Origin of the sequence: Dyella monticola, assembly GCF_003363155.1 — a bacterium.
GTDB lineage: Bacteria > Pseudomonadota > Gammaproteobacteria > Xanthomonadales > Rhodanobacteraceae > Dyella_B > Dyella_B monticola.
Map to the genome: position 1 here is coordinate 871,755 of NZ_QRBE01000001.1, position 11,447 is coordinate 883,201.

An 11,447-nucleotide genomic window follows, 5' to 3' on the forward strand; every position below is an offset into this window, starting at 1 on the left:
TGGTGATCGCTCGCATGGCTAGCGATTTTTTAACGCGTTGCGCGCTCGCGCTTACTGCGCCGCGACATGGCCGCACTGACACATCGCTTACAATTTTCCGTTTCGGAGAACCGCAATGACTCAGCTCGATTCCGCCGGCGGCCGTTTCCGCGCCGCGCTTGCCGCCGAAAAGCCCTTGCAGGTGATCGGGGCCATCAATGCCAATCACGCCTTGCTCGCCAAGCGTGCCGGTTATCGCGCGATCTATCTCTCCGGCGGCGGCGTGGCAGCGGGTTCGCTGGGCATGCCGGATTTGGGCATCAATACGCTGGATGACGTACTCACCGACGTCCGCCGCATCACCGACGTGTGCGATCTGCCGCTGATGGTGGATATCGATACCGGCTTCGGTCCCAGCGCGTTCAATATTGCGCGAACGGTGAAAAGCCTGATCAAGTTCGGCGCCGCGGCGTGCCACATCGAGGATCAAGTGGGCGCCAAACGCTGTGGACATCGTCCCGGCAAGGAAATTGTCTCAGCGGGCGAAATGGCCGATCGCGTCAAAGCAGCGGCGGATGCCAAGACCGATTCGAACTTCTTTTTGATTGCGCGCACCGATGCCATTGCCGTGGAAGGCGTCGATGCGGCCATCGAGCGTGCACTGGCCTGCGTCGAAGCAGGCGCGGACGGTATCTTTGCCGAAGCGGCCAACGATCTTCCTACGTATCGTCGTTTCGTTGACGCGGTGAAAGTGCCGGTGCTCGCCAACATCACCGAATTTGGCAAGACGCCCTTGTTCAGCGTCGATGAGCTGCGTACCACTGGTGTGGGTATCGTGTTGTATCCGCTCTCCGCATTCCGCGCGATGAACAAGGCCGCCGAGGCTGTCTATGAGGCTATCCGCCGTGATGGGCATCAGCGCAACGTTGTGGACATGATGCAGACGCGCGAGGAACTCTACGACCGCATTGGCTATCACGATTTCGAGAACAAACTCGACGCGCTGTTTTCCAGCAAGAAATAACACTTTTCCCGTGACCGTTTCCCCAACGGTCACGATCGATGAATCGCACCCTGGAGCACTACCAATGAGCGAGCAATCCCCAACCGCCCCCAAGCCGAAGAAATCCGTTGCCCTGTCGGGCGTGGCGGCGGGCAACACTGCGCTGTGCACGGTTGGCCGCAGCGGCAATGACCTGCACTACCGTGGTTACGACATCCACGATCTGGCTGCGAAAGGCTGCTTCGAAGAAGTGGCTTACCTGCTGGTGCATGGCGTATTGCCGAACTGGGCCGAACTCAATGCATACAAGGCAAAGCTCAAGCGCTTGCGCGGGCTTCCCGCCCCGGTGAAAAGTGCCCTCGAATTGCTGCCGGCGGCCACGCATCCGATGGATGTGATGCGCACCGGCTGTTCCGTGCTTGGTACCGTGCTGCCAGAAAAGGACGATCACAACCTTACCGGCGCATGCGACATCGCAGATCGCCTGATGGCGAGCTTCGGCTCCATGCTGCTGTACTGGTATCACTTCAGCCACAACGGCAAACGCATCGAAACGGAAACTGAAGACGAAACGATTGCTGCGCACTTCCTGCACCTGCTGCATGGCAAGAAGCCCAGCGATCTGCATGCGCAATCGCTCGATCGCTCGCTGGTGCTGTACGCCGAGCATGAATTCAATGCTTCAACGTTCGCGGCGCGAGTGATTGCCGGCACAGGTTCGGACATGTATTCGGCCATTACCGGCGCCATTGGCGCGCTGCGTGGTCCCAAGCACGGTGGCGCGAATGAAGTGGCGATGGACATTATCGCGCGTTACCGCAGTGCAGCCGATGCCGAAGCCGATATCCGTGCGCGTGTGGAACGTAAAGAGATCATCATCGGCTTCGGCCATCCGGTGTACACGGTGTCCGATCCGCGCAACGAGATCATCAAGGAGATCTCGCGCAAGCTGTGCACGGACGGGGGCAACCCCACCTTGTTCGAAGTGTCCGAACGTATCGAAAAGCTGATGTGGGAACTGAAGAAGATGTTCCCGAATCTCGATTGGTATTCGGCTAGTGCTTATCACATGATGGGTGTGCCGACGGCGATGTTCACGCCCCTGTTCGTGATTGCACGCACCTCGGGTTGGAGTGCGCATGTGATCGAACAACGCCAGGATGGAAAAATCATTCGTCCGAGCGCGAACTACGTGGGGCCGGAAGATCGCGCCTATGCGCCGATCGAAAAGCGCTGATGATTTGACTGTCATGACCTATAAAAAAGGGGCCTCGTGCCCCTTTTTTTATTGCTTGTGCTTGGCTTTTATGGTGCTTCGCGCGACATAAAAATGTTGCATCGGCGATACACGTGCGCGTCACGGCAGCGCCGGATGTAACGCGCTGTTTCTGCAATATATAACGAGCTGCGCTGTAGTAAGGCGCGAATGCTTGAGTCCACACTGTTGCATGCGCGTTGCAATTGCTAACGATTCGTCGTGGGCGCGTGCAAAGAGCGGTGCGCGTAATCGATTGATTTTTATAGGGGTGATGAGCTTCGCTATAACCGTCTCGGGGTGGCACGCGGTTTGCCACATTTAGAAGCTGTCGAAGCGAAAAAAACAGGGGGTTACCGCATCCGTTCCGGGAGGAATCCTTATGCGCAAGACTCTTCTTTTTACAGCATTGACGCTCGGCTTGGGACTTGCCCTCCCGGCTATGGCTCAGAACAACCACAACTCGTACAACAACAACTCCAACCAGGGTAACAACTCCAGTACACACACCAATTCCAGTACGCATACGAATACGCACACCAGCACCAACAGCGGTGACGACCGCAGCAATAGTGGCGATGTCTACAGTGACGGCATGGGGACGTCCGCCGCCAACAATGGCGGAACAGCCTATTCGTCGGTGAGTGATGCCTTCAACACTAGCGAAGCCATTGCCAACACCACCTTGGACGGATCGGTTTCCAATGTTGGTGTATCAGGTCTGGGCAACACCGCTACGGATAACGGCAACGCCAATGGCGGAAGAGGCGGCAAGGGCGGTGGCGGATACGGCGGAAACGGCCGCGGCGGTAGCGGCGGTGATGGCGGTTCCGGTGGTGACTCCTATGCACACAGCGGCCATGCTGGCGGTTCCGGCGCGAGCAGCGGCGATGCGTTGTCGGGCAGCGGTGCGAAGGGTGCGGGTGCATGGAGTAGCAACGGCGATGCATCAGCCAATGCAGGAAAGCATGGCACGGGTGGTACCGCCACCAACGGCAGCGCTACCTCCACGGGTGGCACCGTAACCTCAGGTTCGGCCACATCCACCAGCGGCGACAGTACGTCAACCGGTGGCACCAGCGGCATGGTGGCCAGTGCTGGCGGCAACGGTGGATCAGCCGGTGATGGTGGCTCAGGCTCAGGCGGTGCTGGCAGCGGCGCATCTGGCGGCAGCGGCGGCAACGGTGGTACCACGATGGCCGACGCCGGTTCGTTCGATATGTCCAACACGATGGATGGCGCGGCGTCTGCAGCGGCCGGCATTACCACCATCGCGCAGAACAGCGGTGCGGCAGCGTTGATCCAACAAGGCGTAACAGTCCAGGCCAATCTGAACGTGGGCGGCCATTGATGGGCGATTGATCGATCTGGCGGAGTGCACATCGCTCCGCCAGGTTGCGTGGACCGGCTGGCGGCGTACGCCGCCAGCCGGGACGGATTCGCATGCAATGCGCCCCATACGATCGGAGTGATGCCATGGCTCGTTCGAAATCCCTCATAGGGCTGGCGTTGTTTTGCGTGGCTGCAGGGGCGCTCGCAGCAAACGCTCCCGACAGCGCAGTGGCCGTCCGGCACAGCGACAAGCAGTCGCCTACGCCATCGGTGGCGGTGAACGGCTTGGGTTCGCCGGTGAGCGCGAACACGCTGCAGCATTACAGCGGTGGTGGCCTCGTGCAGAACAACATGAACATTACCGGCACGGTAAGCAACGACACCACAAGCCACGTGACCACCGGTGACAATACGCTCACGGGTGATGCATTTTCCAATGCGGCGGGCTTGCCGTCGGTGGTGCAAAACACCGGCAACAATGTGCTTATTCAAACCGGCGTGATCGTCAATGTGCAGCTGAAACCATGAAGCACATCATGCCGGCGTTGCTCACGCTTTTGGTCGGTGCGACGGCCGCGCACGGTGCGCAGGCGTCGACCATGTCGTTGAACGACAACGCCGGGCAGACCTATACGTTGCACATCACCACGCTGAAGGAAGTGAAATACCGCAACACGATCCATCAAAAGTACGATTTCAGTTGCGGCTCGGCGGCGGTGGCAACGCTGCTTACCTATCAATACGACTATCCGGTCAACGAGCAAGTCGTGTTTGAGCAGATGTATGCCCATGGCGATCGCAAGAAGATCAACAAAGAAGGTTTTTCCCTGCTGGATATCAAGCTCTATCTGCAAAGCATCGGGTTCGATGCGGATGGCTTCCACGCCAGCCTTGCACAATTGCAGCAGGCGAATCTCCCCGCCATCGTGCTTATCCAGGATCGCGGCTATCACCATTTCGTGGTGATCAAGGGCGTGCGCTATGGGCGTGTCCTGGTCGGTGACCCTGCACGTGGAACGCGGGCGATTCCATTGGACCGTTTCGATCAGTTGTGGAAGAACGGACTGGTGTTCGTTATTCACAACCGACGCGAGCTGGCGCACTTCAATGCCGATAGCGACTGGCGTAGTGCGCCGATAGCGCCGCTGGGGGTGGGTATCGATCGGCGCGGTCTGGACACGATCACGATGCCCAAGTATGGGCCCGGCGACATATGAGGTTAGCCATGAAACGCTACGCTCTTTCGCTATGTGTGATGGGAATGTTCGGATCTCTGGGCTGTGTCTCGATGGCGCACGCGCAGGACCGCTTCTCGATGTTGCGGCCGGTCGCTGGCTTCGGTGTGCCCGTTTCGAAGGACAAATTGGATGCCGTACGCGGCGGCTTTGATCTTGGCAATGGGTTGCAGGTGTCATTTGGAATCCAGCGTGCGGTGTACGTTGATGGCAACCTGGTTGCATACGTCAATGTAACTATTCCCGATCTTGCGCACATCACTGCGCAACAAGCGACATCGCTGGCCGAAGCGCTCGGCACGGTGGATGTGCAAGTGGGTAAGGGCAATACGTACGCACCATCGTCCGTGACGTCTTTCGTGAACTCGACGGTGCAAAGCGCAGTGAGTGGCGCCATCAATGGTGCATCCAGCGCTGGTGTCATGTCGCCCTCTACGCAGGCGAATGCGGCAAGCGTGGCGCAGAACGCACTGACCAGTCCCATCGTCAGCAGCACCATCACGCCAGCTTCCGCGTCGCAGGCGAGTGCGGCGACGGTGATCCAAAACACGGTCAACAATCAGGTCATCAGCAGCCTGACCACGTTGAATGTCGCGATCAGCGCGCTCAACGCAATGCGTAGCCAGGCTTTACAGCAGAGCCTGCAGAACGCTCAGCAGTTGCAGGCTTTATCGCATTGATACGGAGACCTCGGTCTCAATGCTTCACGGGGACAACACCATGAAGAAGATGGATCGGTACGGGAAGCGTAACGCGATAGGCAGACCGTGGCTGTGGGTGACCGGATGCGTGGGGCTGATGGCATCCTGCGGGGGCGTTGTCGCGCAGGATGCATCGGCGGCCGCTACGGACACGAGCGCTGCATCATCACCTGCGATCAAGCAGCGCTTGCTGGAGCAAGGGCAGCGTATCGAGGCCATGCGCAGCCAGATCGACGCACTCCAGCGCCAGCTCACGCAACAGGAGGCCGATTACAAAGCGCTGCGGCATGCCGTGGGTATGGATGTGCTGAATCAACAGCGTGGCGGTAACATCGCGGCAGGCGGAGCAGGAGCTAACGCATTGCCGATGCCGTCCGCGGACATGCAGGCCGCTCAGCAAAGTCAGTCTTCGCCAGCGACGCCGGTTGGACAGGCGCCAGCGGAAAATTCACGCCCTCCCGAAGTGGCGCCGATTTTCCAGCAGCCGGGTGTGCTGACCCCGAAGCATAAGATAGTGGTCGAGCCAACCTATCAGTTTGGCTATTCCACCGCGGACCGCGTCGCGCTGGTGGGTTACACCATCATTCCTGCGATTCTGATCGGCCTGATCGACGTGCGCGAGGTGCGTAGTACCACGCAGACAGCGATTCTCACTGCACGCTACGGCCTTACCAATCGCATGGAATTGGAAGTGCGCGTGCCGTATGTGGATACGCATACCGATACAGTAAGTCGCGAAGTGCTCACCGGTTCGGCCGAGGACAATGTGTTCGGTTCCAGCGGCAAAGGGCTGGGTGACATCGAAGCAACCCTCCGCTACCAACTTAACAATGGTGGCGCCGACAACGCCTATTACATTGGCTGGTTCCGATTCAAATCACACACTGGCACCGATCCGTTCCAGGTGACGACGGATTGCGTAACACGCTGCGTGGAGAATCTCACCGGTACGGGCCTGCCCATCCAACAGCCGACGGGTACGGGTTTCTATACCTTGCAACCGGGCATGACGTGGTTGCTTCCATCGGATCCCGTCGTCTTCTTCGGCAACTTCAGTTATCTGTACAACGTCGAGCGTCACAATGTTTACGAGCACATCTTGCTGGGCGGCACGCAATATCTGGGCAATGTGAAGATGGGCAATGAGGGCGACATCAGTATCGGCATGGGCATGGCGTTGAACGACAAAGCATCCCTCAGCATCGGCTATGATCAGACGTATCTGGGGCCTACGTCTGAATCCGGACAAAAGCTACCGGGCTCGACCAAGGTATGGCTGGGTTCGTTGCTGATCGGTGGCTCGTATCGCTTCAACGACAAGCGCACCTTGAACTTTACGTTGGGCGTGGGCGTGACGCGCGACACGCCGGATGCGACGGTCATCGTGCGCATGCCGATGATGTTTTGAGCGCGGCATGAGTGAGTGGGCCTCACATCGCTGAATGCGATGCGCACGTTAGTGCGGCGTGCGCAAAAAAATCCCGCGTTTTGCACGACCCTTGCACACTGCAGATATCTAGTATCGGGCACTCCTATCGTTCCAGGCACGTTAGTGCCAGAAGCCAAGGGAGTTGTCTCCATGCGCCATACCGCCCTGCATCGTGGTTGCCGCCGATGTTTGCTCGCCGCGCTTGTCTTGACGAGCACCGCGGCGTTCGCCGATAACACCGATATGAATGTTTCTCCTGCGCTCGATCGCGTGAGTCTGTGGCTTGGCGCGTACGCTGCCGACACTAGCACCACGGTAAGCGCGGGGCTCAACAATCCGGACGTCAAAGGGAAACTCAACCTTCAACACGATCTCGGCTTTCCTTCCAGCCAGACCGTGCCGCATGCGCGTTTCGATTTTCTGCTCGGCGAGAGCCAGGGCTTTTCGTTCGACTATTATCGGATCGACCAGGCGCGAACCAAGTCGCTGGACACGGCCATCGGTTTTAACGGTGATACGTTCAATGCGGCCGCCTCCGTGACTGGACGCGTCAATTTCCAATTCGGAGATGCGGCCTACCGGTGGTGGTTCGGTCACAGCAACGACGTGTTCGGCGTCGGTATCGGGGCGGCGTACTACCGCGTGTACGCGGGCATCAGTGGGCAAGCTTCAGTGAGTATCCCCACGGTGGGATTTTCATCGACGGCTTATGCCGCTACACACACCACCGCCAGCGCCTGGGCGCCGGAACTGCAGCTCGGTTGGCGGCACGCGTTCAGCAACAACCTGCGCATGTATATCAATGCGTCAGGTGTGAAGAAGAACGGCAATCACTTGGGCGGCCACATCTATAACGGCGCGCTCGGCCTGGAATGGTTCCCCTGGCAGAATCTTGGTTTCGCAGCGGAATACGATTACACGCGTATCGACGTGCATCAGGGGCACCCCGCTTACAACGATACGCTGGCGATGCGAATGAATGGCCCGTCGGTATTTCTGCGCTTACGTTTCTAAGTGAACCCCCGGAGCCGACGGCAAGCAAAAGAAAAGGCCGGCCCCGGGCGGGCGGTTCGTCAAAACCCTTCGGACTGCATCGCGGCTTTTACGCCGGCATCGGCGTGCATACGCGCGGCGAAGGTTTCCAGGTGATCCAGGCCGTTGAGATCGACCTGCTTGCCCTTCGCCCAACGTAGCGTGACAAACAAATACGCGTCAGCCGCCGAGCGGTGACCGGTAAGCCACTCGCGATCGGCCAGTTGCGCATTCAAGCGCTCGTAGTGGGCGCGCAGCTGCTGGCGGGCCAATGCCTGCACGGCTGTGTGCTGCGATTCATCCGCGATGAAACGCTGCGGGCCGAACAGCGGCTTGAATGCCGCATGCACGTCGGCATTGAGGTAGCACAGCCAGCGATTCACTTCGGCGCGTTCGCGCGATGTGCCGTTGCCATCGAGTTTTGCTTCCGGGAATTTATCCATCAAATAATTGAGGATCGCGACGTTCTGGGTGAGCGTCCAACCATCATCGTCTACAAAGGCGGGTACTTGTCCGGACGGGTTGAGCTTGAGGTATTCCGCCGAGCGCAGGGCATCGCGCGGGACCTGGTGTGCTTCGTAAGGCTTGCCGATCCATTCGAGCACGATGTGATCGGCCATCGAGCAGGCGCCAGGCAGGTAATAAAGCTTCATGAAAACTCCATCGGACGTAATGAGCCGCGCAGTGTCGCGCGCTGTGCGGATAGTCTCAAGTCATCCTTCGACGATTGAAGAGGTAGCGTCCCCCGCAGATGACGATGATCAAGCCCACTTCCAGCACGTGTTTCATCCACCCGTGTGCGTCGAACCATGCGCGCCATAGCGCTTCGTGACTGACCATGCGACCGGCCGTCCAGGCGATGGCCGCTGCCCCCGCATAAACAATGGCCGGGAAGCGTTCGATCACTTTCAGGATCAATGTCGAACCCCATACCACCAGCGGAATGCTGATCAGAAGGCCCACAATGACGAGTCCCATGTGACCTTTCGCAGCGCCGGCAATCGCCAGTACGTTGTCCAAACCCATCAATACATCCGCCACCACGATGGTGCGCAGCGCAGCCCAGAAGTTTGCGGCCGGAGCAAGGGTTTGGTGTTCGTCGTGTTCGGGCTTGAGCAGTTTCCACGCGATCGGCAGCAAGAGCAGTCCGCCGATCACCATCAGGCCTGGCAGTTCCAGCAGATACACCACCGCGACGGTGAGTGCGATGCGCACGACGATCGCACCGAACGTGCCCCACAGCACAGCCTTCTTCTGCACAATGCGCGGTAGATTGCGCGCAGCCAACGCGATCACGATGGCGTTGTCGCCGGCCAGCACCAGATCCATCAGCACGATGGTCAGCAAGTCGGAGAGCAAGTGGGTAGGGAAGGTCATGCCGGGTTCCTTGGCGCGCTGGACTCATGCGGCGACGACAGGCGCGCGCGGACCTGTCATCACCGCAAAAGTCTCGTTCCAGGCGGATGCCACCGCGGCGCCCGGAGCGATGTGTCGCTCGTGATGACGATCGCCGCGCGGATGCGATGAACCGCATCCGGAACTACTCCCCTTTGGGGTGTTTGTCCGGATTTTCGGCGTGGGAGAGGGGGCGGTCAAGGGACGCGCGCGCCTGCAGCATGTCCGATATCCCGTTCCCCGCTACAATTTCCGTTTTCCCTTACCGCGAGACTCCCCATGAGCGCGCACGATATCCGTTCTGCCAAGCGTCCCGATCCCGACCAGCCGATGGTCGACATTGCCAATTACGTGGCCGATTACCGGATCGATTCCACCGAGGCGTACGACACCGCGCGTTACATGCTGCTCGATTCGCTGGCCACGGCGATGATGGCGATGAAATTCCCCGAATGCGTGAAGCACCTGGGGCCTGTGGTTCCGGGTGCCACGCTGCCGGGCGGTGCGCGCGTGCCGGGTACCAGCCATGAGCTGGATCCGGTACAGGCGGCCTTCGCGATCGGCACGCAGATCCGCTGGCTGGATTTCAACGACACCTGGCTGGCGGCAGAGTGGGGCCATCCTTCCGATAACCTGGGCGCGATCCTGGCGGTCGCCGATTACCTCAGCCGCAAGGCCGAGCGTGAAGGCGGCAAGGCGCTGAGCGTGCGCGATGTGCTCACCCATGCGATCAAGGCCCATGAAATTCAGGGCTGCTACGCGCTGCTCAACAGCTTCAACCGCGTGGGGCAGGATCACGTGATCCTGGTCCGCCTGGCCTCCACCGCCGTGGCCACGGCGATGCTAGGTGGCACCAAGGAGCAGATCATCACCGCCGTTTCGCACAGCTGGATCGACAACGGCGCGCTGCGCACGTATCGCCATGCGCCGAACACCGGGCCGCGCAAGAGCTGGGCTGCGGGCGATGCCTGCCGTCGCGCCGTTACGCATGCCATCAACGCGGTTTACCGTGGCGCGGTGGGTTATCCATCTGCGCTCACCGCCAAGACGTGGGGCTATTACGACGTGGCGTTCAAGAGCAAGGCGTTCGAATTCGAGCGCCCGTTTGGCAGCTATGTGATGGAGAACGTGCTGTTCAAGATCAGTTTCCCCGCGGAATTCCACGCGCAGACGGCGGTGGAGTGCGCCATGAAGCTGCACGCACAGGTCGCCGGCAAGCTCGACCAGATCGACAAGGTGGTGATCGAAACCCAGGAAGCCGGCTGCCGCATCATCGACAAGACCGGCCCGTTGGCCAACTACGCCGACCGCGATCACTGCATCCAGTACATGGTGGCGGTGCCGCTGATCTTTGGCCGCCTCACCGCCGAGGATTACAACGACGATGTGGCCGCCGATCCGCGCATCGACGCCTTGCGCGAAAAGATGGTTGTCACCGAAAACCCGCAATTCACCAAGGACTACTTCGATCCGGAGAAGCGCTACATCGGCAACGCGGTGCAGGTCTTCTTCCAGGATGGTTCCAGCACCGAGAAAGTTTCCATCGATTACCCGATCGGTCACCGCAAGCGTCGCGCCGAGGGCATTCCGGTGCTGCTCAAGAAGTTCGAGGCGGCCATGCGTGGCCACCTGCCGTCCCATAAAGTAAAAGCTATCCTGGACGCCACGGCCAGCCCAGCCACGCTCGATGCCATGCCGGTACAGGATTTCCTGAGCCTCTTCACGCTGTGATGACGTTCGGGGCAGAGAATCTCAGGTCGTAAAGGGGCAGAGCCCGGATGGGTGAGAACCGATCCGGGTTCCGCGTATTTATGAGGCAGGCAGACTAGGGTGTGACAGTCTGTTACCGGAGATTTTGCAAGTCGTTTAGAATTTGTTAAACTCGGGCGCGCCGGGTGTGGGCCGTCGAAGGAATTAGGCCGCAGTCTGGATTGCGTGACCAAGGCGAATTTCGCTTGGCGGGACGATTGCCCTACTCATTAAAGAAAGAAGGAGACACCTGATGAAACGTAAGGGCTTATATTTTCTGATCGCTCTTGCCCTGGGCGGCGTAGGTGCCGTTCACGCGCAGGACAATACGGCGGCC

At 59.5% G+C, this 11,447-nt stretch carries 11 protein-coding genes; 9 read left to right on the forward strand and 2 right to left on the reverse strand.

Going from position 1 to position 11,447, the window contains the following annotated elements:
- Positions 1 to 115: 115 nt before the first annotated feature.
- The 8 genes from prpB (at position 116) to DWU98_RS03875 (ending at position 7,948) form a co-directional block, all read left to right on the forward strand.
- Entirely contained in the window at positions 116 to 1,003 is an 888-nt protein-coding gene (prpB, locus tag DWU98_RS03840; protein WP_115494095.1) for a methylisocitrate lyase, read from the forward strand.
- A 64-nt stretch (positions 1,004 to 1,067) separates the two neighbouring features.
- Entirely contained in the window at positions 1,068 to 2,219 is a 1,152-nt protein-coding gene (gene prpC, locus DWU98_RS03845) for a bifunctional 2-methylcitrate synthase/citrate synthase (protein ID WP_115494096.1), read from the forward strand.
- A gap of 400 nt (positions 2,220 to 2,619) precedes the next feature.
- Positions 2,620 to 3,588, forward strand: coding sequence for a hypothetical protein (locus DWU98_RS21605; protein WP_147293199.1), 969 nt, complete (start codon positions 2,620 to 2,622; stop codon positions 3,586 to 3,588).
- 125 nt (positions 3,589 to 3,713) lie between these two features.
- The gene (locus tag DWU98_RS03855; RefSeq protein WP_115494098.1) at positions 3,714 to 4,097 is read left to right on the forward strand and encodes a hypothetical protein; all 384 of its coding nucleotides are present in this window, start codon (positions 3,714 to 3,716) and stop codon (positions 4,095 to 4,097) included.
- Positions 4,094 to 4,786, forward strand: a complete 693-nt coding sequence (locus DWU98_RS03860) for a C39 family peptidase (RefSeq protein ID WP_230474646.1) — start codon at positions 4,094 to 4,096, stop codon at positions 4,784 to 4,786. The genes DWU98_RS03855 and DWU98_RS03860 overlap by 4 nt, the downstream gene beginning before the upstream one ends.
- An 8-nt stretch (positions 4,787 to 4,794) precedes the next feature.
- A complete protein-coding gene (locus DWU98_RS03865) occupies positions 4,795 to 5,484 on the forward strand; it encodes a hypothetical protein (protein WP_147293200.1) in 690 nt (229 codons plus the stop codon).
- 40 nt (positions 5,485 to 5,524) lie between these two features.
- Positions 5,525 to 6,913 (forward strand): acetate kinase, encoded by a 1,389-nt coding sequence (locus DWU98_RS03870; RefSeq protein ID WP_196239460.1) that lies wholly within the window; start codon positions 5,525 to 5,527, stop codon positions 6,911 to 6,913.
- A 171-nt stretch (positions 6,914 to 7,084) separates the two neighbouring features.
- The gene (locus tag DWU98_RS03875) at positions 7,085 to 7,948 is read left to right on the forward strand and encodes a hypothetical protein (protein ID WP_230474647.1); all 864 of its coding nucleotides are present in this window, start codon (positions 7,085 to 7,087) and stop codon (positions 7,946 to 7,948) included.
- A 59-nt stretch (positions 7,949 to 8,007) separates the two neighbouring features.
- Here DWU98_RS03875 and DWU98_RS03880 read toward each other — a convergent pair whose 3' ends face one another.
- Both DWU98_RS03880 and DWU98_RS03885 read right to left on the reverse strand, forming a co-directional pair.
- Positions 8,008 to 8,619 carry a glutathione S-transferase N-terminal domain-containing protein gene (locus DWU98_RS03880; RefSeq protein ID WP_115494100.1) on the reverse strand — a complete coding sequence of 204 codons (612 nt, stop codon included), beginning with the start codon at positions 8,617 to 8,619 and terminating at the stop codon, positions 8,008 to 8,010.
- A 55-nt stretch (positions 8,620 to 8,674) separates the two neighbouring features.
- On the reverse strand, positions 8,675 to 9,343 hold the full coding sequence (locus tag DWU98_RS03885; protein WP_115494101.1) for a TerC family protein: 669 nt from the start codon (positions 9,341 to 9,343) through the stop codon (positions 8,675 to 8,677).
- Positions 9,344 to 9,640: 297 nt separating this feature from the next.
- Here DWU98_RS03885 and DWU98_RS03890 point away from each other — a divergent pair, with 297 nt between their 5' ends.
- On the forward strand, positions 9,641 to 11,092 hold the full coding sequence (locus DWU98_RS03890; RefSeq protein WP_115494102.1) for a bifunctional 2-methylcitrate dehydratase/aconitate hydratase: 1,452 nt from the start codon (positions 9,641 to 9,643) through the stop codon (positions 11,090 to 11,092).
- The last annotated feature ends 355 nt before the right edge of the window (positions 11,093 to 11,447 follow it).

Excerpts from the sequence above, each read along its gene's own strand:
- DWU98_RS03855 (WP_115494098.1), top strand. The coding sequence starts at position 3,714 with ATGGCTCGTTCGAAATCCCTCATAGGGCTGGCGTTGTTTTGCGTGGCT.
- DWU98_RS03860 (WP_230474646.1), top strand. The coding sequence starts at position 4,094 with ATGAAGCACATCATGCCGGCGTTGCTCACGCTTTTGGTCGGTGCGACG.
- prpB (WP_115494095.1), top strand. The coding sequence starts at position 116 with ATGACTCAGCTCGATTCCGCCGGCGGCCGTTTCCGCGCCGCGCTTGCC.
- DWU98_RS03865 (WP_147293200.1), top strand. The coding sequence starts at position 4,795 with ATGAAACGCTACGCTCTTTCGCTATGTGTGATGGGAATGTTCGGATCT.
- DWU98_RS03875 (WP_230474647.1), top strand. The coding sequence starts at position 7,085 with ATGCGCCATACCGCCCTGCATCGTGGTTGCCGCCGATGTTTGCTCGCC.
- DWU98_RS03870 (WP_196239460.1), top strand. The coding sequence starts at position 5,525 with ATGAAGAAGATGGATCGGTACGGGAAGCGTAACGCGATAGGCAGACCG.
- DWU98_RS03880 (WP_115494100.1), bottom strand. The coding sequence starts at position 8,619 with ATGAAGCTTTATTACCTGCCTGGCGCCTGCTCGATGGCCGATCACATC.
- prpC (WP_115494096.1), top strand. The coding sequence starts at position 1,068 with ATGAGCGAGCAATCCCCAACCGCCCCCAAGCCGAAGAAATCCGTTGCC.
- DWU98_RS21605 (WP_147293199.1), top strand. The coding sequence starts at position 2,620 with ATGCGCAAGACTCTTCTTTTTACAGCATTGACGCTCGGCTTGGGACTT.
- DWU98_RS03890 (WP_115494102.1), top strand. The coding sequence starts at position 9,641 with ATGAGCGCGCACGATATCCGTTCTGCCAAGCGTCCCGATCCCGACCAG.
- DWU98_RS03885 (WP_115494101.1), bottom strand. The coding sequence starts at position 9,343 with ATGACCTTCCCTACCCACTTGCTCTCCGACTTGCTGACCATCGTGCTG.